Origin of the sequence: Streptomyces sp. C (assembly GCF_000158895.1) — a bacterium.
GTDB classification, from domain to species: Bacteria; Actinomycetota; Actinomycetes; order Streptomycetales; family Streptomycetaceae; genus Streptomyces; species Streptomyces racemochromogenes.
Window position 1 is genome coordinate 1,940,484 of sequence record NZ_GG657750.1, and the last position, 20,619, is coordinate 1,961,102.

At 72.3% G+C, this 20,619-nt stretch carries 20 protein-coding genes and 1 pseudogene; 9 read left to right on the top strand and 12 right to left on the bottom strand.

The features are described from left to right. Positions 1-28: 28 nt before the first annotated feature. Complete coding sequence (locus SSNG_RS08555; RefSeq protein WP_007263416.1) at positions 29-256, top strand: hypothetical protein; 228 nt, start codon at positions 29-31, stop codon at positions 254-256. 75 nt (positions 257-331) lie between these two features. On the opposite strand, the gene SSNG_RS08560 is transcribed toward SSNG_RS08555, so the two are convergent. Next, on the bottom strand, positions 332-1,489 hold the full coding sequence (locus tag SSNG_RS08560; protein WP_007263417.1) for an RNA-guided endonuclease TnpB family protein: 1,158 nt from the start codon (positions 1,487-1,489) through the stop codon (positions 332-334). A 196-nt stretch (positions 1,490-1,685) separates the two neighbouring features. On the opposite strand from SSNG_RS08560, the pseudogene SSNG_RS37825 reads away from it, so the two are divergent. Both SSNG_RS37825 and SSNG_RS41960 read left to right on the top strand, forming a co-directional pair. Next, a pseudogene (locus tag SSNG_RS37825) lies at positions 1,686-2,880 on the top strand (TerD family protein). A gap of 113 nt (positions 2,881-2,993) precedes the next feature. Beyond that, positions 2,994-3,170, top strand: coding sequence for a hypothetical protein (locus tag SSNG_RS41960; protein ID WP_165364985.1), 177 nt, complete (start codon positions 2,994-2,996; stop codon positions 3,168-3,170). A 52-nt stretch (positions 3,171-3,222) separates the two neighbouring features. Here the strand turns inward: SSNG_RS41960 and SSNG_RS08575 are convergent, their stop codons facing one another. After that, positions 3,223-4,671 (bottom strand): alkaline phosphatase PhoX, encoded by a 1,449-nt coding sequence (locus SSNG_RS08575; RefSeq protein WP_007263420.1) that lies wholly within the window; start codon positions 4,669-4,671, stop codon positions 3,223-3,225. A gap of 303 nt (positions 4,672-4,974) precedes the next feature. After that, positions 4,975-6,477, bottom strand: coding sequence for a hypothetical protein (locus tag SSNG_RS08580; protein WP_007263421.1), 1,503 nt, complete (start codon positions 6,475-6,477; stop codon positions 4,975-4,977). A 326-nt stretch (positions 6,478-6,803) separates the two neighbouring features. On the opposite strand from SSNG_RS08580, the gene SSNG_RS08585 reads away from it, so the two are divergent. The 3 genes from SSNG_RS08585 to SSNG_RS08595 all read left to right on the top strand — a co-directional run bounded on the left by SSNG_RS08585 (position 6,804) and on the right by SSNG_RS08595 (position 10,047). Next, positions 6,804-8,645 carry an endonuclease/exonuclease/phosphatase family protein gene (locus SSNG_RS08585; RefSeq protein WP_007263422.1) on the top strand — a complete coding sequence of 614 codons (1,842 nt, stop codon included), beginning with the start codon at positions 6,804-6,806 and terminating at the stop codon, positions 8,643-8,645. Positions 8,646-8,869: 224 nt separating this feature from the next. Continuing rightward, positions 8,870-9,124 (top strand): hypothetical protein, encoded by a 255-nt coding sequence (locus tag SSNG_RS08590; RefSeq protein WP_128636899.1) that lies wholly within the window; start codon positions 8,870-8,872, stop codon positions 9,122-9,124. Positions 9,125-9,444: 320 nt separating this feature from the next. Then, positions 9,445-10,047, top strand: coding sequence for an RICIN domain-containing protein (locus SSNG_RS08595; protein WP_241695011.1), 603 nt, complete (start codon positions 9,445-9,447; stop codon positions 10,045-10,047). Positions 10,048-10,134: 87 nt separating this feature from the next. Here the strand turns inward: SSNG_RS08595 and dapD are convergent, their stop codons facing one another. Then, positions 10,135-11,115: a 2,3,4,5-tetrahydropyridine-2,6-dicarboxylate N-succinyltransferase gene (gene dapD, locus SSNG_RS08600; protein ID WP_007263425.1), complete on the bottom strand. Its 981-nt coding sequence runs from the start codon at positions 11,113-11,115 to the stop codon at positions 10,135-10,137. Positions 11,116-11,124: 9 nt separating this feature from the next. Next, positions 11,125-12,393 carry an MFS transporter gene (locus tag SSNG_RS08605; protein ID WP_241695012.1) on the bottom strand — a complete coding sequence of 423 codons (1,269 nt, stop codon included), beginning with the start codon at positions 12,391-12,393 and terminating at the stop codon, positions 11,125-11,127. Between the two features lie 93 nt (positions 12,394-12,486). On the opposite strand from SSNG_RS08605, the gene SSNG_RS08610 reads away from it, so the two are divergent. Both SSNG_RS08610 and SSNG_RS08615 read left to right on the top strand, forming a co-directional pair. Next, positions 12,487-13,365, top strand: coding sequence for a winged helix-turn-helix transcriptional regulator (locus SSNG_RS08610; RefSeq protein WP_007263427.1), 879 nt, complete (start codon positions 12,487-12,489; stop codon positions 13,363-13,365). A gap of 166 nt (positions 13,366-13,531) precedes the next feature. Next, entirely contained in the window at positions 13,532-14,377 is an 846-nt protein-coding gene (locus SSNG_RS08615) for a DUF11 domain-containing protein (protein ID WP_042800753.1), read from the top strand. On the opposite strand, the gene SSNG_RS08620 is transcribed toward SSNG_RS08615, so the two are convergent. Together SSNG_RS08620 and SSNG_RS08625 are read right to left on the bottom strand one after the other, a co-directional pair. After that, the gene (locus tag SSNG_RS08620) at positions 14,374-14,937 is read right to left on the bottom strand and encodes a TetR family transcriptional regulator (RefSeq protein WP_007263429.1); all 564 of its coding nucleotides are present in this window, start codon (positions 14,935-14,937) and stop codon (positions 14,374-14,376) included. The genes SSNG_RS08615 and SSNG_RS08620 overlap by 4 nt on opposite strands. Continuing rightward, positions 14,937-15,260 carry a multidrug efflux SMR transporter gene (locus SSNG_RS08625; protein WP_042800754.1) on the bottom strand — a complete coding sequence of 108 codons (324 nt, stop codon included), beginning with the start codon at positions 15,258-15,260 and terminating at the stop codon, positions 14,937-14,939. Before SSNG_RS08625 ends, SSNG_RS08620 begins: the two co-directional genes overlap by 1 nt. 114 nt (positions 15,261-15,374) lie before the next feature. On the opposite strand from SSNG_RS08625, the gene SSNG_RS08630 reads away from it, so the two are divergent. After that, entirely contained in the window at positions 15,375-16,199 is an 825-nt protein-coding gene (locus SSNG_RS08630) for a hypothetical protein (protein ID WP_007263431.1), read from the top strand. 16 nt (positions 16,200-16,215) lie between these two features. Here SSNG_RS08630 and SSNG_RS08635 read toward each other — a convergent pair whose 3' ends face one another. From SSNG_RS08635 to sufC, 5 genes are all read right to left on the bottom strand, one after another. After that, complete coding sequence (locus SSNG_RS08635) at positions 16,216-17,523, bottom strand: hypothetical protein (protein ID WP_241695212.1); 1,308 nt, start codon at positions 17,521-17,523, stop codon at positions 16,216-16,218. A gap of 246 nt (positions 17,524-17,769) precedes the next feature. Next, on the bottom strand, positions 17,770-18,114 hold the full coding sequence (locus tag SSNG_RS08640) for a metal-sulfur cluster assembly factor (RefSeq protein WP_007263433.1): 345 nt from the start codon (positions 18,112-18,114) through the stop codon (positions 17,770-17,772). Then, a complete protein-coding gene (gene sufU, locus SSNG_RS08645; protein ID WP_007263434.1) occupies positions 18,111-18,572 on the bottom strand; it encodes a Fe-S cluster assembly sulfur transfer protein SufU in 462 nt (153 codons plus the stop codon). The genes SSNG_RS08640 and sufU overlap by 4 nt, the downstream gene beginning before the upstream one ends. Positions 18,573-18,594: 22 nt before the next feature. Then, entirely contained in the window at positions 18,595-19,851 is a 1,257-nt protein-coding gene (locus tag SSNG_RS08650; protein WP_007263435.1) for a cysteine desulfurase, read from the bottom strand. Continuing rightward, positions 19,848-20,615, bottom strand: a complete 768-nt coding sequence (sufC, locus tag SSNG_RS08655; protein ID WP_007263436.1) for a Fe-S cluster assembly ATPase SufC — start codon at positions 20,613-20,615, stop codon at positions 19,848-19,850. Before sufC ends, SSNG_RS08650 begins: the two co-directional genes overlap by 4 nt. Between the last annotated feature and the right edge of the window lie 4 nt (positions 20,616-20,619).

Sequence of the window (20,619 nt, forward strand, 5' to 3'; positions counted from 1 at the left end):
CGCCTCCCGGCGGGGCAGGCTGCGCTCCATGCCGAAGCCGCAGGGGTTCACGTACGAGGTGCTCAGCGACCGCACCGTCCGCATCACGCACCGGGGCCGGGCCGCGGGCACCCTGCGGGGTGCCCGGGCCGACAAGTTCCTGGCCGAGGTCGGGTCCGGTGACGCGCAGCTGGTGATGGCCCGCTGGACCGGCTCCTACAAGTTCGGCAACGAGCGCACCGCCCGCTACCACCCCCGCAACCGGCGGTCAACTTGACCCGGCCCTGAAAGGACCCGGGCTTGGAGGTAGGGCGCGGCTGGCTGCCGCGTGGTCTCCTCCGTCCAGTCACCCCTACGGGGTGGCAGGGACGCGTGACTCACGCCCCGCAATCCACACGGTCTCGCCCTTGCGGCCGATGTTGTGGGACGCGTTGTCGTCCGCGTGCATGAGGGCCCCGCAGGACCGGCACGCGAACGTTGCCTGATCGATCCGGTTCTTCCGGTCGATGTGGCCGCACTCGGAGCACTGCTGGCTGGTGTACGCCGGATCGACGTACACCAGCGGTACCCCGGCCCGCTTCGCCTTGTACTCCACGAAAGAAGCGAGCTGGTGGAAGCTCCACGAGTGCAGTGTGGTCCGCTGGTCCTTACGGTGCCGTACCCGGTCGCGGATGCCCGTCAGAGTTTCGAGGGCGATTCCGCGTCCGGTGCGTTCAGCGGTGGTGACGATGGTCTTCGAGACGATGTGGTTGACGTTGGCGGCGTGCCGGGCTTCCTTGCGGGAGCGCTTCTTGAGCAGCCGCTTCGCGGACTTGGTGCCCTTGGCCTGCAACTTCTTCCGCAGGTCGAGCTGCCGCTTGCGATGCCGGTTCAAGCCCCGTCCGGCAGCCCGGTAGCCCGTCGAGGTGGTGGCGATGTGGGCAATGCCGAGATCGACACCGAGGAACCCGTCCGGCTCGAACACCTCAGGCTCGGGCAGGTCGATCGTGGCGATCAGGTAGAACAAGCCGTCGCGTTCCATCAGGTCCGACTCGCCCTTGCGGTGCTCGCGCAGCATCCTGAGCGCATCCGGCGAACACGCGAAACGGACCTTCTTGAGCCGCCCGGCGGTGGTCCAGATCGAAACCGTCTGCTGGTCGTACTGCCAGGACAGGCACCGGTCGTCATACGGCTGCGCGGCCTCGGGCCGGAACGCGATCGGCTTCGACTCCGCCTTGCGGCGGCGCTTCGATCCCGGCCTGCCCAGGTTCCCGGCCCTGATGTTGGCCCTGAGTGTCGCGTACGCGTCGCGCGTCTTCTTGATGACGTGCTGCGCTGTTTGCGCCCCGAGACCCCGCGCCTTCAGCTCAGCATAGGTGTGCTTGCGCAGCTCGTACTCACGCGGGACACCGCGCTCGAACGCCACCGCCGACACCCAGCACGCGGACTCGTTGACCGTGCGCAGGGTGGAACGCAGCGCGGCGGCCTGGTCGGCCTCCGGCATCAGCTTCACCTGCGCCACGATCTTCATACGGGCAACGTAACAGGCCCCACTGACAACGCCCGTTCCGACAGAAACGGAACGAACTCCGGCGCTTCGCGCCTCCGATCCAAGGATGCCCTCCCGGGCGTGAACGCCCGAGGTTCCTCGCAAGATCCTGCTGAAAATACCGCCGAGGGTAAGGGAACGGCAAAGCCGCTCCGGTCGTTCTCCGGGCATGACCGCTATGACCCCTGGTTCCAACCTGCCGCTCGACACCGTCCGCGTGACGGTGGACGTGGCTGCCCCGGTGCGTCTCGACGTGTCGGGGCTCCTGCTCGCGGCGGACGGCAAGGTGCGCTCCGACGCCGACTTCATCTTCTACAACCAGCCCTCCGGGCCCGGTGTCAGCTACCGGTCCGGCGGCGGTTCGGCGCCGGATTCCATCACCGTGGACACCGGCGCGCTGCCCCCCGGCATCGAGCGGATCGTGGTCACAGCCAGTCCCGACGCCGCCGGGCAGAGCTTCCAGGGCATCGAGCCCACCGCCACCGTGCGGGACGCGGTCGGCGGCGCGGTGATCGCCACCTTCACCCCGCCGCGGCTCGGCCCGGAGACCGCCCTCGTCGTCGTGGAGATCTACCAGCGCGGCGGCGTCTGGAAGGTGCGCGCCGTCGGCCAGGGGTACGCCAACGGTCTCGCGGGCATCGCCACCGACTTCGGGGTCTCCGTGGACGAGGAGCCGGCCCCGCCGGCGGCGGCCGCCGCTCCCGTCGCCCCGGCCGCTCCGGTCGCCCGCCGCCCCGGTAGCCCCGCCGGCACCCGCCGCGCCGCCTGCCCCCGTCGCCGCCCCCGTCGGCGGCGGGAAGATCAACCTCGACAAGGGCCGGGTCAGCCTCCAGAAGAACCAGACCGTGTCCCTGGTCAAGGGCGGCCGCCCGCTGCTCTCCCAGGTCAAGATGGGGCTGGGCTGGGAGCCGGCCTACGGCGGCCGCGACATCGACCTCGACGCGTCCGTCATCGCCTACGGCCCGCAGCGCAATTTCATCGACAGCTGCTACTTCGGCAAGCTGTCGATCCTCGGCGGAGCGATCAAACACTCGGGCGACAACCTCACGGGTGACGGCGCCGGGGACGACGAGGTGATCGTCGTGGACCTGGGCCGGCTGCCCGCCGAGGCCACCGGACTGGTCTTCACGGTGAACTCCTTCTCCGGCCAGAAGTTCACCGAGGTCGCCAAGGCCTACTGCCGGCTGATCGACGCCGCGAGCGGGGAGGAGCTGGTCCGCTTCGACCTCACCAGTGCCGAGCCGCAGACCGGGGTCATGATGGCCAAGCTCATCAAGCAGTTCTCCGGCGAATGGGAGATGACGGCCATGGGCGAGTTTGTGAAGTCCCGCACAGTGCGCGGCATGGTCAAGCCCGCCTCGCAGGCACTCTGAGCAGGTGGGCGGGCATATGCCGAGACCGTGGAGCCGACGGGCGCGCATCCGGGTGATGGATGCCACGCGTAATCCGGAGGTGGCTGTCAGTGCCCGCCCGTAGCCTTGGAGGCATGCAGAACACACTCCGGCCCGCGGGTCCCGCGCGCCCGTCCGCCGCCGAGGCGAACGAGGCGATACGGCACCTCGTCGAGACCTGGGACGGGGAGTGGCCCTCGGAGGCGTACGAGTTCCTGCTCGAGGAGTGGGCAGCGGCCTCCCGCGCCGAGGAGCTGGCCGCCGTCCAGTAGCCGGCGTTCCCGGGGCACAGGGGTGCCCCGGGACCGCCGGCCGGCGCCCGCGTCAGCGCGGGGAGCGCCGCCAGGGGCCGGTGATGGCCAGCATGATGCCCGGGTCCTGGATGTTGGCGTACAGGGTGCGCCCGTCCGGGGAGAAGCAGACCCCGGTGAATTCCGAGTACTCCGGCTTGTCGGCCGTACCGATGTTGAGTTCGTTGCGCGCCAGCGGGTAGACGCGGCCCGACTCCGTGGCGCCGAGCAGGTGTTGCAGGCCCTCGCCGTCCTCGGCGATGACGAGGCCGCCGTACGGCGACACCGTGATGTTGTCGGGGCCGTCGTAGCCGCCGTCGGCGGCCGGGTCCCGGTTGACGCCGATCAGTACGACGAGCCGCACGGTGCGCCGCTTGGGGTCGTAGAACCACACCTGGCCGTCGTGCGCGGCGCCCGGGCTCTCCTCGCGCGCGTAGGAGGAGACGAAGTAGGCGCCCCCGTCGGCCCACCACATGCCCTCCAGCTTGCGGGCCCGGGTCACCGCGCCGGCCGCGAACTGCTTGCGCACCGAGAGGCTGCGCGCGTCGCGGTCGGTCACCTCCACCCAGTCGACCCCGTACACGGTGCCGGTCTTCGTGGCGCGCGAGAGGTCGTCCACGAGACGGCCCTGGCTGTCGAAGCACTTGGCGGCGGCGAGCACCCCGGCGTCGGGGGCGAGGGTGCGCAGCCGGCCGCGTCCGTGCCGGAAGCCGTGCGGCGGGGTCCAGCGGTAGAGCAGCCCGTTGGGGCCGGAGGCGTCCTCGGTCAGGTAGGCGTGGCCCTGGCGGGGGTCGATGACCACGGCCTCGTGGGCGTACCGTCCGAACGCCTTGACCGGCTGCGGGTCGCGGTTGGCCCGGCGGTCGTGCGGGTCGACCTCGAAGACGTAGCCGTGGTCCTTGGTCATGCCGTTCTTGCCGGCCAGGTCCTCGGTCTCCTCGCAGGTCAGCCAGGTGCCCCAGGGGGTGGCTCCGCCCGCGCAGTTGGTCGACGTGCCGGCGACGCCGACCCATTCGGCGACCTCGCCGCCGCGCCGGACCTCCACGACGGTGCAGCCGCCGGACGCGGCCGGGTCGTAGACGAGGCCCTCGGCGAGCGGTACGGGGTGTGCCCAGCCGCTGCGCGGGCCCTTCAGCTCGTGGTTGTTGACGAGGAGGGTGACTCCGTGGTGCCCCTCGAAGGCGGCGGTCCCGTCGTGGTTGGACGGGGTGCTCTCCCCGGATTCGAGGGTGGTGACACCGCTGCGGGTGATCACGCGGTAGGTGAACCCGGCGGGCAGGGCGAGCAGTCCGGCGCGGTCGGGCAAGAGCGGCCCGTAGCCGGGGGCGTGGGGGCGGCCGTGGGCGTCGAGCGCTTCGGGCCGGGGGTCGTCGGCGGCGAGTGCCCCGGGGGCGGTGGCGAGGGCGCCGACCGTCCCGGTCAGTGCGACGCCCGCGCCGGCGATGACGGTGCGGGCGGTGAAGTCCCTGCGGCTGAGGGGCATCGGGTCTCCAGGGGTGGGGAGGTGGTGCGCCTGGCGTACGGTCGCAGGCGCACACGCTCCCGCCCGTACGTGAACGGCGGCTGAACTACCCGCGAATGCGGGCCGAGCCCTTGCCTGTCGCCGGAATGGCGGAATTGATTCGAACGCTGTCCCGGAATCGGCCTGCTGTGCACCCTCGCCGAAACCTCCCCCGGTCCCCGCTCCGTACCCCCGCTCCGCCGCCGGAGCGCCCGGCCGGCCGGCGGGCACCGGTCCGGGCGCCCGCCGTCCGCCGACGGGCGCCCGGACGGGCCGCCGCGCTGGTCAGGGCTGCCGGGAGCGGGCCTTGAACGCGGCCTTCCGCGCCTCCTTCGAGGCCTTCTTGTCCGGGTGCAGCCGGCCCATGGCCTCCAGAACGTACGCGGTGGCGGGGTGCTCCACCCGCCACGCCTGCTCGAAGAACCCGGTGTGGTGCTCCGTCAGGCTCCGCATCAGCAGCGGGAGCTCCTCGGTCTCCCCGTCCGCCGCGAGCTGCGCCGCGATGGTGTCCACCGTCAGCCAGAACACCATCGTCTCGTCCGGTGCCGGTACGTCGGCCACCCCGTGCTCGGCGAGCCAGACCCGGGCGAGGCCGCCGAGCTCCCGGTCGTCCAGGACGGCCCGGACCGCCGGCTCGGCCTCCGGCCCGGCCGGGGCGAGGGCCTGCTGGCAGCGCAGCCGGCGCAGCGGGGCGCCCTCGTCGTCACCGCGTGCGGCGGCCAGCAGTTCGGCGACGGCGGCCGGCAGGTCCCGGCCGGCCAGCCACTGCTCGATCTCGGACTGGGCGGCGCCCTCCGGGTAGGAGGAGACGGCGTCGAGCAGCGCGTCGGCGCCCTTGTCGGCGAGCTCCCCGACGGCCGGGGCCTCGACCCCGGCTTCGAGCATCCGGGCGCGGACGCCGTACAGGCCGAGCGGGGTCAGCCGCACCATCCCGTACCGGGACACGTCCTCGTCGTCTTCCGGGCCCGCCGCGGCGCCCTGACCCGCCTCCTCGGAAGCGGCTTCGTCCGCCTCGGCGAGCAGCGCCTCGTCCACGGGGCGGTACTCGACCAGCCCGATGGGCTCCAGCTGCCGGAACTGGTCGTCGAGGCGCATCATCGCCTCCGACACCTGTTCCAGGACGGCGTCGGTGGGGTCGCCCATCTCGTCGGGCACGATCATCGAGGCGGCGAGCACCGGCAGTGGCACCGGGCCCTCGCCGGCGCCGCCTTCGGTGACGGTGAGCAGGTAGAGGTTGGCGAGGACCCCGTCGAGGAAGTCCGCTTCCCGCTGGGGGTTCCAGTCGAGGCGGTCGAAGTCGATCTCGCCGCCCGCGTCGAGGGCGTCGACGAGGTCGTCCAGGTCGGGTACGGCCGCGTCCGCGAGGACGGTGTCCAGGGCGGCGAGCCACAGGTCGAGCACGTCGCCGGGGGCGCCGCCGGCCAGCAGCGCGAGGTCCTCGCCGGGGGTGGCGGTGCCGTACTCGGGCTCGGCCGCCTCGGCGCCGTCGCCGCCGTCCTCCTCCGGCTCGGTGACGTCGACGAGGCCGGTGTCCACGGCGACCCGCCAGGCCTGGCTCGCGTACACGGGCGAGTCCTCGTCGGCGGTGTCGAGGCCGAGGACGGTGACGGCCTCGGGGAGCTGGTCGGGGGCGAGTTCGCCCCCGACGTCCACGCGGGTGTCGGGGCCGGCCCAGCGGGCGAGGCGTACGGCGCGGGCGAACAGCGGGGCGACGAGGGCGTCGCGGGCCAGCTCCGCATCGGAGTGCAGCCGTACCGGCGGCAGCGTGGGGTGCGGCTCTGCGGACATGGGGTGGTTCTCCTCGGAAGGGACGCACGGGGCGGTGGGGCGGCTGAGCGGTGGGGCGGGCCGGCGGCGTCCGGGCGGCATGACGCCGTCCGGCCGTGTGGCCGAAAACACATGCGGACGGGCCGTCAGGCCCGTTGCGGCGACCCAGCGTAGACGCAATCGGGGTGCGTCCGGCGGCCATCACCTTTGGTTCATCCCACAGTCAGCCTCCGTATCCCCTGGAGGCCTTGACAACGTCCCTGGTCACCCAGGAAATTGACGCGCGTAGATGTACACGGGCCGTCAAGCGCCCGCACCTTCTCCTCCACACACCGGAGTTCCCGCCCATGCGCTCCTCGCATCCCCGTTCCGCCGCCGTCGCGGCCCTCGTCGCCACCGCCCTGGCCACCGGCCTGCTCGCGGGCACCGCCGACGCGGCCGAAGGCGCCGTGTCCGCCGATCCGATACGCATCCACGACATCCAGGGCACCACCCGGATCTCCCCCCTGAACGGCAAGCAGGTCGCCGACGTCCACGGCATCGTCACGGGCGTGCGCACCTACGGCTCGCGCGGCTTCTGGATCCAGGACCCGGACGCCGACGACAACCCGGCCACCAGCGAGGGCGTCTTCGTCTTCACCAGCTCCGTCCCGACCGTCGCCGTCGGCGACGCCGTGAAGGTCTCCGGCACGGTCGGCGAGTACGTCCCCGGCGGCGCGAACTCCGGCAACCAGTCCGTCACCCAGATCTCCAAGCCCACGGTGACGGTGCTCTCCTCCGGCAACGCCCTGCCCGAGGCCGCCGCGGTCACCGAGTACTCCGTCCCCGCCGAGTACGCCCCCGCGGGCGACCCGGCGGCCGGCGGCAGCATCAACGGCCTGGCCCTGGAGCCCTCCCGCTACGCCCTGGACTTCTACGAGTCCCTGGAGGGCATGAACGTCAGGATCGGCACCTCGCGCGTGGTCGGCGCCACCGACGCGTACGGCGAGCTGTGGGTGACGGTGAAGGGCTGGGAGAACACCGCCAAGCGCGGCGGCACCGTCTACGGCTCGTACGAGTCCCAGAACACCGGCCGCCTCCAGATCCAGCAGCTCGCGCCGCTCGCGCAGCAGCCCTTCCCGGTGGCCAACGTCGGCGACAAGCTGACCGGCACCACCGAGGGCCCCCTGGACTTCAACCAGTTCGGCGGCTACACGCTGGTGGCGCGCACCCTCGGCACGGTCAAGGCGGGCACCCTCGCCCCGGAGAAGACCAAGGCCCAGTCGCCCGGCGAGCTCGCGGTGGCCACGTACAACGTGGAGAACCTCGACCCGAGCGACCCGCAGGAGAAGTTCGACAACCTCGCGAAGGCGGTCGTGACCAACCTGGCCTCGCCCGACATCGTGGCCCTGGAGGAGATCCAGGACGACAACGGCGCCAAGAACGACGGCACCGTCTCGGCCGAGCAGACGCTGACGAAGTTCACCGAGGCGATCAAGGCAGCGGGCGGCCCGGCCTACCAGTGGCGCTCCATCGCCCCCGAGAACAACAAGGACGGCGGCGAGCCCGGCGGCAACATCCGCCAGGTGTTCCTGTTCAACCCGGCGCGGGTCTCCTTCACCGACCGCGCCGCGGGCGACGCGGTGACGGCGACCGGTGTGACGACGGAGCGCGGCAAGGCCGCCCTGACCCACTCCCCCGGCCGGATCGACCCGGCGAACCCGGCGTGGGCCGACAGCCGCAAGCCGCTGGCCGGCGAGTTCCTCTTCCGCGGCCGCACGGTCTTCGTGATCGCCAACCACTTCGGCTCGAAGGGCGGCGACGAGGGCCTGACCTCGCACCACCAGCCGCCGGTGCGCAAGTCGGAGGAGAAGCGGCTCCTGCAGGCGCAGGCCGTCAACGGGTTCGTGAAGCAGCTGCTGGCCGTCGACAAGAACGCGGCCGTGCTCGCGGTCGGCGACATCAACGACTTCGAGTTCTCCGGCACGGCGAAGGCGCTGGAGGACGGCGGTGCGCTGTACTCGGCGATCAAGTCGCTGCCGAAGGCGGAACGTTACTCCTACGTCTACCAGGGCAACGCCCAGGTGCTGGACCAGATCCTGACCAGCCCGTCGATCAAGAACTTCGCGTACGACAGCGTGCACATCAACGCCGAGTTCTCCGCGCAGAACAGCGACCACGACCCGCAGGTGCTGCGCTTCCGCCCGTAACCCGAACCGCAGGGGCCCGGCGGCCGTCCCCGCCCGGGCCCCCTGCCGGGCCTGGGCCGGGGCGCCCGCGAGCGGGGCCGCGGGCCGGGCGCGAACCGTAGGTCGGGACCTTCGGCCCTGGCGTGACGCTGGACACACAGGGGACAAAATCTTCCGGTTGTGGTGTTGAGTGTCCCCACGCCCGAACTAGCCCTCCTTGTACCCCCGCAGCCCGGGAGGACCGCGTGTTCCCGTCCATGTCGCTCGCCCAGGAAATCGGCCTCGCCGTCCTCGCCGTGGCCGTCCTCGTGTGGGTCGTCGGTCTCGGCCACATGCTGTGGGACAGCCGCTTCCACCACCCGGAGCCAGGCGCCTACGAGGGCCTGCCGGTGATCCCGTCCCAGCGCACCGCGGCCACGCACCCGATGGAGACGGTGGAGCTGACCGAGGCGGAGGAGCGGGCCTTCGCGGGCCTGATCCGCACGATCGCCCTGAACTGACCGGGCGCGACCGCCCCCGGAAGTACCCGGAACGCCCCTCGCCCTCGCGGCGCGAGGGGCGTTCCGGCACGTCCGGGCGTCGCCTTCGCCCTCGGTTGCGGGTCCCGTCACGCGCGTCGATAGTGGGAGAGGCAGCCGCGCCTTGATCACCGGGGCCCGGGCGCCGCACGCGGGCCGCGGACGTTCCGGCCGGCCGCGACGGCATGAGCCCCGGGGCGCTCCCCCTCCCCCCTCCCGTTCCGCACCCGGACCGGCCGGGTCACCACCCGCACGGCGCGTCGCCCTGCCGATCTCCTTCACAGGACCGAGAGGAGCACCCCATGCGCCCCATGCGCCCCATGCGCCCCGTGCACTCCATGCGCCGGAAGACCCGGGTAAGCCGCTTCCTTGCGACGGCGTCGGTTTTCGCGGCCGGAGGCCTCATGCTGCTGCCCGCGCCCACCGTGGCGCAGCCGGCCGCGCCCACGGTCACGGTGGCCGACGTCCCCGAGGGCACGTACCAGCTCGTGAACGTGCAGACCGGCAAGTGCGCCACCGTCGCCGGCGGGTCCACCACCGCCAACAACCATCCGCTGGTCCAGTTCGACTGCGACACCCACCCCTCGCGCCGCTGGCGGGTGACGGACGAGGAGGACGGCGCCTTCCACGTCGTCAACGGGCAGACGGGCAAGTGCGCCACCGTCGCGGGCGGGACCACCACCGCCAACAACCATCCGCTGGTCCAGTTCGACTGCGACACCCACCCCTCGCGGCGCTGGCGCATCACCAACGGCGACGGCAGGTCCTTCCAGCTCGTGAACGCGCAGACGGGCAAGTGCGCCACCGTCGCCGGCGGCAGCACCACCGCCAACAACCACCCGCTGGTCCAGTTCGACTGCGACACCCACCCCTCGCGGCGCTGGTTCCTGCGGCTGGTGGGGTGAGTCCCGCCGCGCCGAAAGGCGAGTGCCCTCCCGCGTCGCGCGGGAGGGCACTCGGTGGTGACGGCGGCGGGCGCTGCCCGCGCGGCGTCAGTTGTGGCTGTGCAGGACCTCGTTGAGGCCGCCCCAGTTCGCCTTGTACGGGCGGGCCTCGACGGCGCCGGTGACCGAGTTGCGGCGGAAGAGGATGTTGTCGGCGCCGGAGAGCTCCAGGGCCTTGACGATCTGGCCGTCCGGCAGGGTCACCCGGGTGCCCGCGGTGACGTAGAGGCCGGCCTCGACGACGCACTCGTTGCCCAGCGCGATGCCGATGCCCGCCTCGGCGCCGACCAGGGTGCGCTCGCCGATCGAGATGATCTGCTTGCCGCCGCCCGAGAGGGTGCCCATGGTGGACGCGCCGCCGCCGATGTCGGAGCCGTCGCCGACGACGACGCCCGCGGAGATGCGGCCCTCGACCATGGAGGTGCCCAGGGTGCCTGCGTTGAAGTTGACGAAGCCCTCGTGCATGACGGTGGTGCCCTCGGCGAGGTGCGCGCCGAGGCGGACGCGGTCGGCGTCGGCGATGCGCACGCCCTTGGGGGCGACGTAGTCGGTCATGCGCGGGAACTTGTCGATCGAGGTGACCTGGAGGTGCAGGCCCTCGGCGCGCGCGTTCAGCCGGACGGTCTCGACCTGGTCGACGGCGACGGGGCCGAGCGAGGTCCAGGCGACGTTGGTGAGCAGGCCGAAGACGCCGTCCAGGTTCTGGCCGTGCGGCTTGACCAGGCGGTGGCTCAGCAGGTGCAGGCGCAGGTACGCGTCGTGCGCGTCCAGCGGCTTGTCCTCCAGGGAGCCGATGACGGTGCGGACGGCTACGACCTCGACCCCGCGGACCGCGTCCGAGCGGATGGCCTTGGCCGCGGCGGCGCCGAGGAGCTCCACGGCCTGCTCGGCGGTGAGGCGCTCGGTGCCGGCCGGGCCGGGCGCGTCGGCCAGCTCGGGGGCGGGGAACCAGGTGTCGAGGACGGTGCCGTCGGCGGTGATGGTGGCAAGTCCGGCGGCGACGGCGCCGGTGGTACGCGTAGCAGTCATGCCCGAAACCTAACCGGCGACGGGCCGCGGTCGCGAACCGGTCTCATGTGCCGGGCGCGCGGCGTGTCGCTCCGCGCGGCGCCGGGCGGCGCGCGCCTCGGTGCGGTACCGGGCCAGGACGACCGCGCCGGCGCCCGCCGCCAGGGCCGCGCACAGCGGCCACAGCAGGCCGGGGGCGGCGGCGTACAGGGCTCCTGCCGGCGGGCGGGCGAGGACGGTCCCGCTGACGGAGACCCCGGCGTACAGGCTCTGGAAGCGGCCTACGGCGTGCTCGGGCGCCTGGTCGGCGACGTAGGCGGTGGCGGTGGTCTTGTAGAGGATCTCGCCGAGGCTGAGCAGCACCATCATCGTGACGGCGGTCGCCACGCCGGCGCCGAGGAGCAGCGCCGCGTACCCGGCGCCGACCAGGACGAGTCCGCTTCCGATGACCGCCAGCGGCGGCCGGTCGCGCAGGGCGACGGCGGCGGGCAGTTCCAGCAGCAGGATGACGGCGCCGTTGAGGGCGATGACCAGTCCGAAGGCACGTACGTCGAGGCCGTGGGCGGCGAGGTAGACGGGGAAGAGGGAGTACTGCTGGCGGTAGACCACGTCCACGACGAGGATCGCGCCGAGCAGCACCAGGACCCCGGGGCGGGCCCGTAGGGCGGCCCACACCCCGCCGCGGCCCTGACCCCCGTCCGGGGCCGCGGCGGGCGTGCGGGGGGCGCCGCGCGCCGGGACGACGCGGGCGGTCCAGGCGGCGAAGAAGAGGGTGCCGAGGCCGTCGGCGAGGAAGAGCCAGTCGTACGAGAGCCCGGAGGCGAGCAGGGCGCCCAGCGGCGGGCCCAGGGTGAAGCCGCCGTTGGAGACGCAGCGGACGACGGCGAAGGCCTGCCGGCGGGCCCCCTCGGGGACGGTGACGGCGACCAGGGCGGAGTTCGCGGCGCGGATGACGCCCGAGGCGTACTGGGCCGCCGTCAGGGCGGCGTACAGCAGCGGGGTGGGCAGCGCCGGGAAGGACATCAGGGTGAGCCCGCCGAGGGCGGAGGCGGTGAGCAGGACCCGGCGGTGGCCGAAGCGGTCGCCGTACCAGCCGCCCGTGAAGTTGCCGGCGACGAGTCCGATGCCGCCGATGCCGGTGGCCAGGCCGGCCTGGGCGGCGCCGAGGCCGCGGGGGCCGGTCAGGTAGAGGAAGACGAAGACGAAGGTGAAGCTGACGACGGCGTTGACGAAGACCCCCGCGGCCAGCAGCCACACGACCCTCGGTACGTCCTTGAACCCCTGCAACCCCTGCAGCACACCCGTGTCCCCCGTGTCGGTCCGTAGTAAGTTCCTTTTGGGAACGGACTATGTCAGCATGACAGCCTTGGGTCAACGGACAAAGGAGTTCCCATGGCCCAGCGCACGCACCTCGGCGACGCGGACTGCTCCATCGCCCAGGCCCTCGACGTCGTGGGCGACTGGTGGACGCTGCTGATCGTGCGGGACACCGCGCGCGGCCTGTACCGCTTCGACGAGCTCCAGCGCGAGCTGGGGGTGTCCCGGAAGGTGCTCGCCGAGCGGCTGAAGCTGCTGGTCGAGGCCGGGGTGCTGACGCGCGAGCCGTACCAGGAGCGCCCGGTGCGGCACGAGTACCGGCTGACCCCGCGCGGGCGGGGGCTGCTGCCGGTCCTGGTGGCCCTCCAGGACTGGGGAGACACCTGGGTCCTGGGAGAGGGAGAGATGACGGCGACGACCGGGGAGTCCTCGAAGGAGGCCGTACGGGTCCACGCGCTGCGCGGCACCCGGCTGCCGGAGCTGCTGCTGCCGGACCGTTTCGGCGAGCTCCGCGACCCCGTGGCGGACGCCCCGTTCACCGTCCTGTACTGCTTTCCCGGCGCGTACGCCCGGGCCGAGTCCTACCCGCCCGGGTGGGCCGGGATCCCCGGCGCGAAGGGCTGCACGCTCGAATCGTGCACGTTCCGCGACCAGTTGGCGCAGTTCACCGCCTCCGGCGCCACCGTGCACGGCGTCTCCACCCAGCGGCCGGACGAACAGCGGGAGTTCGCCGAGCAGGAGCGGCTGCGCTTCCCGCTGCTGTCGGACGCCGGGCTGGACCTGGTGACGGCGCTGCGGCTGCCGACGTTCCGCGCGGCGGGGGTGAGCCGGATCAAGCGGCTGACGCTGGTCGTGGACCGGGAGCGCACGGTGCGCGAGGTGATCTACCCGATCACGGACATCGAGGCGAGCGTCGCGTCGGCGCTGGCGACGGTACGCGGCGCCACGGCCTGACCCCCTGACCCCTCCCCCCTTCCCCCTCCCCCCTTCCCCCGGCAGGGCGCGGCGCACGGAAGTGCCGGGGACTCCGGCACGGCGGAGAATCGGAGGTGGCGGGGCCGGCCCCGAGCGGCGCCGCAGGGGGGGCACGACCCACTACCGCGAGGGAACGGGGAGTCCGATGGCACCAGCGAAGCGAGCACGCCGGGTCCTGCACGTCTCCGCCGCCGGCCTGGCGTGCGCCCTGGCGGCGGTCACGGCGCCCCCGGCTCAGGCAGCCGAACCCGTCACGGGGGCGCCGACCCTGATGAGCCTGCGCCTCGACGCCCCGACGGCCTACCTCACCTTCCGCGACAACTCGGAACCCGACATCTCCTACACGATCGTCCTCACCGAGAAGGACAACCCGGGGTACACCAAGATCGTGCGGACCGCCCCCGGAGGGGTGCCCGGGACGGGCCGGGTCGCCACGCGCTCGGCCGACGGCATCAAGCCGGGCGTGGCCTACTGCGCGACGATCAGGGCGACCGTCCACTACGAGGAGTCCGTGCCCCAACCGTACGAACTGGAGGACCCGGTCACCCCCGAGTCCAACAAGGTGTGCGCGGACCCCGTCGACGCGTCCAAGCCCGGCAGCGCGCCGACGGACCTGTCGGTCGGTCCGATCACCGGCGAGGCGAACCCGCCCTCGGGCACCAACCGGAACTACTGGGTGGGCTACTCCAACAAGGGGGCCACGGCGACGGGCGTCGTGCTGGAGGTCTGGGCCACCGGGCCGATGACGCTCCGCAGGCCTCCGGCGGCGGGCACCTTCAGCGGCTTCACCTGCGCGCCCTCCGGAGCCTCGGGTTTCCGCTGCACGGGCGGTACCGTCAAGGCCGGGGAGAAGAACCAGATCCCGTTGCTGATCACGGTGACCAACGCCGGCAACGGCACCGTCCACGCGTCGATCACCGGCGCCCGTGACGCGAACACCGCCGACAACGGCGCCTCGTTCGCCTTCCAGGCGGTCCCGAGGACCCCTTAGAGGACCTCCGGCCCCCGCCGGCCGTCGGCGCCCGCGACCACCCGCCGCAGCAGCTCGCGTACGTACGCCCCGTCGTACGGGGTGCCCGTCAGGAGGACCTGGAGGCTGATGCCGTCCATCACCGCCACCAGGGCCCGCGCCGTCAGCGGGTCGGTGTGCTCCGCCAGGGCCGCGGTCACCGCCTCGCACCATTCGGCGGCGACCGGCCGCAGCGCCGGGCGGCGCAGGGCGGCGAGGTACAGCTCGTACTCCAGCTCAGCCCGCCCCCGGTCCGCCTCCAGGACCTCCCCCAGCAGCCGTGCCAGCGCCCCCGCCAGGTCCTCGCCCTCCCGGATCACCAGCGCGGGCGCGTACGCCTCGTTGGCCTGCCGCAGGGCGGCGACCAGCAGGTCGTCCAGCGTCTCGAAGTGGTAGGTCGTCGAGCCCAGCGGCACGTCCGCCTCCGCCGCCGCGCTCCGGTGGCTGAGCCCGGCGATCCCCTTGGCCGACACCACCCGGATCGCGGCGTCGATGATCCGCTGCCTGCGGTCGGGGTCGTAGCGGCGCGCTCCGGCGGCCATCAGTGCGCCGCCCCGCCCAGGTTCAGCAGCACCACGCCCCCGATGACCAGCGCGATCCCTGCGATCTTCGCGGCCGTGGCGGCCTCCCCCAGGAACACCATCCCTATCGCGGCGATGGCGGCGGTGCCGACCCCGGCCCAGATCGCGTACGCCGTGCCCACCGACATCGACTTCAGCGTCCGGGCGAGCAGGGTGAAGGCGATGACGTAGCCCACCAGGGTGCCCAGCGAGGGCCACAGCCGGGTGAAACCGTCGCTGTACTTCATGGCGGTGGTCCCGGCGACCTCCGCGGCTATGGCCAGGGCGAGCAGTACGTAAGGCATGTGTACGACAGTACACATCGAGGCGGCGATGCGTACAGATGTACACATGCACGGGCGGTCACAGCCGCGCCCATCGGAGCTACGGTGGCCCCCTCAGGGGACAGGGGGCCGCTCATGGCACAGCATTGGACCCACGCGGGCGGCGGCTGGCTGCCGCCGCGACGCCCCCGGCCCGGCGTGGTACCGCTGCGGCCCCTGGGGCCCGGGGAGATCCTCGGGGGCGCCGCCGCGACCCTGCGCCGGTACGGCGGAACGCTGTGCGGCGCGCTGCTCCTCGGCCAGCTCGCGGGGGCCCTGCTGGTCGCCGCGGCGGCCGGGGCGGCCACCCTGGCCTCCCTCAGCCGCAACTCCGGCAGCCGGGTCTTCGTCTGGACCCTGTTCCCGGCGGCGGCCCTGTTCCTGCTGTTCACCTGCGCCCTGGCCACCGCCCTGATCGCGGTGCTGCTGCGCCCGGCGGTGCTCGGCCGTGCCGTCACCGTACCGGGCCTGCTGCGGGCGGCGCTGACCCGGACCCCGGCCGTCCTCGGGGCGCAGCTGCTGGCACTTCTGGCCGCGGCGGCCCCGATCGTGGCGGCCGGGGCCGCCGGGCTGCCGGCGCTCGCGCTGCTGCCGCTGCTCCCGGTGGCCCTCTGGCTCGGGGTGCTGTTCGCCCTGGCGCCCACCGCCGCCGGATACGAGGGACTGCGGCCGGTGGCGGCGCTGCGGCGCTCGGCGCGCCTGGTGCGGGGCGCGTGGTGGCGCACCCTCGGGGTCACGGCTCCGGCGGTGGCGTTCACCTGCGCGGCCGGGTACGCGCTCCAGGCCTGGTTCGGGCCGGCGGGGGCGCTGTCGGCGCTGGTGCTGCTGCCGGCCTTCCCGCAGCTGCCCGCCGGGCTGCTCTACGTGGACCGGCTGATCCGCCGCGAGCACCTCGCCGAGGCGCTCGCGACGGACACGTAGCACTGCGCTATCGGCATCAGTTCAGGGTGAACCAGGCCGCGCGGGCCTTCTTCCACTCCGGGTGTGTCAGGTCCTTCGCCTCGACGCCGTCGCCGTACAGGTCGGCGGAGCCGCTGTCGGTGACGACCTGGACCCGGGCGCCGGGTGCGTTCAGGTCCGGCACCTCCACGATGGCCTCCCAGCCGCCGGGATCCGTCGTGGGCAGGTCGGCCCGCTTGACGGGGGCGTGGCCGGGGACGCCGTCCCACTGGTAGAGGGCGTACGGGTCGGAGTTGTCGTCCGCCGCCCAGGAGCCCGCCAGGATCAGGTACTGACCGGCCGCGTTCTTCCTGACGTCCCGTACCGACAGCCCGCCGAGGTCGAGCTCGACGCCCGCGCCGAAGACGGCCTTGGCGCCGCCGGCCAGCACCTGGTCGAAGTTGGTGACCGGCACGAGCAGGGCCTTGCCGCCCGGTACGGCCGGGGCGAGCGGGGCGCGGAAGCCGAGGTAGGCGGTGGTGGTGGAACCGGGCGCGAACTCCAGGCCCTCCACGTTGAACCCGTCGATCTGCTTCGGCGCCTCACCGGCCGCCGTGCCCGCCGCGAAGCCGTACCGGTTGCCGTTCGCGGTGTCCCAGGCGACGAGGTCGTCGCGGAGCTTCTTGTACGAGCGCCCGTACGCGAGCTGCGTGCCCGGGCCGGAGCCGCTGACGGTGGTGGTGAACACCGTGTTGCGGGGCGCCTTGTACTCGCCGTCCTTGTTGTTGCCGAGGGAGCCGGTCCAGTAGATGGTGTCGCCGATCCGGGTGGCGCCCTCGATGTCCACCTCCTTGGTGACGCCGAGCTGGGAGCTGAAGTCCCAGGTGCGCACGGGGGCGGCGGAGCGCGAACGGTCGTACAGGCGCAGCACGTTGTTCTCGTCGTCGGCGACGACGGTGTAGCCGCCGCCGACGTCGACGGCGGCCGAGGTGTCGGAGGCGCCGCTGAAGTAGCGGGCGTCGGCCGGGTTCTGGACGGCGGCGGACGCGGCGTAGGAGAGGGTCTTGGTGGCGGTCTTGCCGCCGAGCCCGGTGACCTTGACCGTCAGGTTGGTGTAGCCGCGGGCGTGCGCGGTCACGGCCAGCTGCCGCACGGCCCCGCTGCCGATGACGGTGACGTCCCCGGTGCCGGCGACGGAGGCCTTGCTGGAGGCCGAGGCGCTGACGGTCAGCGCGGAGGCGTCGGCGCCGCTCTGCCCGACGGTCACGGCGACGGTCTGGTCGCCGACCCCGTTGACGGAGCCGGACAGGTAGCCGGCGGACAGCGAGATGGTCGGGGTCCCGTAGGTGACCGCGTGCGCGGGCATGACCGTCGCGGCGACGATCAGTGCGGCGGTGCCCGCGGTCCCGGCGATGCCGAACTGCTTCTTCAAGGTGGCGTCCTCTCCCACGGCGTCACGCTGTGACGGCCGTCGAGAAGGTTCGGCCACCGTGGCCAACTGCCGGTGCACGTCACGCGTCGGCCCGGAGAACCCCGGCGAACAGGGAGAGCAGGGAGAACGGGAAGGGCCCCCGGCACGACCGTGCCGGGGGCCCTCACGCGCAGGCGCCGCTCAGACGTTGAAGCCGAGCGCGCGCAGCTGCTCACGGCCGTCGTCCGTGATCTTGTCCGGGCCCCACGGGGGCATCCAGACCCAGTTGATGCGGAGCTCGTTGACGATGCCCTCGGTCGCCGACTTCGCCTGGTCCTCGATGACGTCCGTCAGCGGGCAGGCCGCCGAGGTGAGCGTCATGTCGAGGGTGGCGATGTTCGCGTCGTCGATGTGGATGCCGTAGATCAGGCCCAGGTTGACGACGTCGATTCCCAGTTCGGGGTCGACCACGTCGTAGAGGGCCTCGCGGACCTCCTCCTCGGTGGCCGGCTTGATCGACGCCTCGGGCGTCGCGTTCTCGGTCATGCCGTCTTCCTCTCCGCGTCACCCAGCACCTGGGCGGTCGCGTCCTTCCACGCCATCCAGCTCAGCAGAGCACACTTCACGCGCGCCGGATACTTGGAGACGCCGGCGAACGCGACCGCGTCCTCCAGCACCTCCTCCATCTCCTCGTCCGGCTCCAGCTTGCCCTTGGACTGCATCAGCTCCAGGAACACGCCCTGGATCTTCTGCGCCTCGGAGAGCTCCTTGCCGACGAGCAGCTCGTTGAGCACGGACGCGCTGGCCTGGCTGATGGAGCAGCCCTGGCCCTCGTAGGAGACGTCGGTGAGCGTCTCCCCGTCGTACTTCACGCGGAGCGTGATCTCGTCGCCGCACGTCGGGTTGACGTGGTGCACCTCGGCGTCGCCGTCGCGCAGGCCGCGCCCGTGCGGGTGCTTGTAGTGGTCCAGGATCAGTTCCTGGTACATCGAATCCAGCTTCACAGCCTCGTCCTCGTCGCCTTCGTCAGCCGAAGAAGTTCCGTACGTGCTCCAGCCCGTCGATCAGCGCGTCGACCTCGGCGGGAGAGGAGTACAGGTAGAAAGACGCTCGCGTGGTCGCGGGAATTCCGTACCGGAGGCACACGGGGCGTGCGCAGTGGTGTCCCACGCGGACCGCGATGCCCTGCTCGTCCAGCACCTGGCCCACGTCGTGCGGGTGGATGTCGCCGAGCGTGAAGGAGATCGCCGCGCCGCGGTCCTCGGCCGTGGTCGGGCCGATGATCCGCAGGTCGGGCACCTCCAGGAGGCGCTTCACCGCGTACTCGGTGATCGCGTGCTCGTGCGCGGCGATCTTGTCCATGCCGATCGCGGTCAGGTAGTCCACGGCCGCGCCGAGGCCGACGGCCTGGGCGATCGGGGGCGTGCCCGCCTCGAACTTGTGGGGCGCCGGGGCGTACGTCGAGGCGTGCATCGACACGGTCTCGATCATCTCGCCGCCGCCGAGGAACGGGGGCAGGTCCTCCAGGAGCTCCTGGCGGCCCCACAGGACGCCGATGCCGGTCGGGCCGCACATCTTGTGGCCGGTGAAGGCCACGAAGTCGGCGCCGAGCGCCTGCACGTCCAGCGGCATGTGCGGAGCGGCCTGGGAGGCGTCGATCAGGACGAGGGCGCCGACGTCCTGGGCGCGGCGGACGATCGCCTCGACCGGGTTGACGGTGCCCATGATGTTGGAGACCAGCGTGAAGGAGACGATCTTCGTCTTCTCCGTGATGACCTCTTCGATGTTGGACAGGTCGAGCCGGCCGTCGTCGGTGAGTCCGAACCACTTCAGCTTCGCGCCGGTGCGCTGCGCGAGCAGCTGCCACGGCACGATGTTGGAGTGGTGCTCCATCTCCGTGATGGCGATCTCGGTGTCGCTGTCGACCCGGTAGGGCTCGTCCGCCCAGCCGAGCATGTTCGCGACCAGGTTGAGCGACTCCGAGGCGTTCTTGGTGAAGATCACCTCGTCGCGGCTCGGCGCGTTGATGAAGGCGGCGACCTTGTCGCGAGCGCCCTCGTACAGCGCCGTGGCCTCCTCGGCGAGCACGTGCACGCCGCGGTGGACGTTGGCGTTGTGCTGCTCGTAGTACTCGTTCAGCGCGTCGAGCACCTGGCGCGGCTTCTGCGAGGTCGCCGCGTTGTCCAGGTAAACGATCTTCTTCCCGTCGTGGACCACACGATCCAGCAGGGGGAAGTCCTTGCGGATCGCCTCGATGTCGAGGAGGCCAGGCAGCTGTGTCACGCGGTCGCGCCACCCTTCGTGCTGTACGACTCGTAGCCTTCCGCCTCCAGCTTGTCGGCGAGCTCGGCACCGCCGGACTCGACGATGCGGCCTTCCGAGAAGACGTGGACGAAGTCGGGCTTGATGTAGCGGAGGATCCGCGTGTAGTGCGTGATCAGCAGCGTGCCGACCTCACCGGTGGCGCGGACGCGGTTGACGCCCTCGGACACCTGGCGCAGCGCGTCGACGTCCAGACCGGAGTCCGTCTCGTCGAGGATCGCGATCTTCGGCTTCAGGAGCTCCAGCTGGAGGATCTCGTGGCGCTTCTTCTCACCGCCGGAGAAGCCCTCGTTGACGTTGCGCTCGGCGAAGGCCGGGTCCATCTGGAGCTGCTCCATCGCGGACTTGACCTCCTTCACCCAGGTGCGCAGCTTGGGGGCCTCGCCGCGGATGGCGGTGGCGGAGGTGCGCAGGAAGTTGGAGACCGAGACGCCGGGGACCTCGACCGGGTACTGCATGGCGAGGAAGACGCCGGCGCGGGCGCGCTCGTCGACGGACATCTCCAGGACGTCCTCGCCGTCGAGGGTCACGGTGCCACCGGTGATGGTGTACTTCGGGTGACCGGCGAGCGAGTACGCCAGGGTGGACTTGCCGGAGCCGTTGGGGCCCATGATGGCGTGCGTCTCACCCTGCTTGACCGTGAGGTCGACGCCCTTGAGGATCTCGCGGGCGCCGTTCTCGGCTTCGACGGAGACGTGCAGGTCGTGGATTTCAAGCGTTGCCATGGGT

Coding starts and splice junctions, on each gene's coding strand:
- SSNG_RS08555 (WP_007263416.1), top strand. CDS start 29: ATGCCGAAGCCGCAGGGGTTCACGTACGAGGTGCTCAGCGACCGCACC.
- SSNG_RS08560 (WP_007263417.1), bottom strand. CDS start 1,489: ATGAAGATCGTGGCGCAGGTGAAGCTGATGCCGGAGGCCGACCAGGCC.
- SSNG_RS41960 (WP_165364985.1), top strand. CDS start 2,994: ATGCAGAACACACTCCGGCCCGCGGGTCCCGCGCGCCCGTCCGCCGCC.
- SSNG_RS08575 (WP_007263420.1), bottom strand. CDS start 4,671: ATGCCCCTCAGCCGCAGGGACTTCACCGCCCGCACCGTCATCGCCGGC.
- SSNG_RS08580 (WP_007263421.1), bottom strand. CDS start 6,477: ATGTCCGCAGAGCCGCACCCCACGCTGCCGCCGGTACGGCTGCACTCC.
- SSNG_RS08585 (WP_007263422.1), top strand. CDS start 6,804: ATGCGCTCCTCGCATCCCCGTTCCGCCGCCGTCGCGGCCCTCGTCGCC.
- SSNG_RS08595 (WP_241695011.1), top strand. CDS start 9,445: ATGCGCCCCATGCGCCCCATGCGCCCCGTGCACTCCATGCGCCGGAAG.
- dapD (WP_007263425.1), bottom strand. CDS start 11,115: ATGACTGCTACGCGTACCACCGGCGCCGTCGCCGCCGGACTTGCCACC.
- SSNG_RS08610 (WP_007263427.1), top strand. CDS start 12,487: ATGGCCCAGCGCACGCACCTCGGCGACGCGGACTGCTCCATCGCCCAG.
- SSNG_RS08615 (WP_042800753.1), top strand. CDS start 13,532: ATGGCACCAGCGAAGCGAGCACGCCGGGTCCTGCACGTCTCCGCCGCC.
- SSNG_RS08620 (WP_007263429.1), bottom strand. CDS start 14,937: ATGGCCGCCGGAGCGCGCCGCTACGACCCCGACCGCAGGCAGCGGATC.
- SSNG_RS08625 (WP_042800754.1), bottom strand. CDS start 15,260: ATGCCTTACGTACTGCTCGCCCTGGCCATAGCCGCGGAGGTCGCCGGG.
- SSNG_RS08630 (WP_007263431.1), top strand. CDS start 15,375: ATGGCACAGCATTGGACCCACGCGGGCGGCGGCTGGCTGCCGCCGCGA.
- SSNG_RS08635 (WP_241695212.1), bottom strand. CDS start 17,523: ATGCCCGCGCACGCGGTCACCTACGGGACCCCGACCATCTCGCTGTCC.
- SSNG_RS08640 (WP_007263433.1), bottom strand. CDS start 18,114: ATGACCGAGAACGCGACGCCCGAGGCGTCGATCAAGCCGGCCACCGAG.
- sufC (WP_007263436.1), bottom strand. CDS start 20,615: ATGGCAACGCTTGAAATCCACGACCTGCACGTCTCCGTCGAAGCCGAG.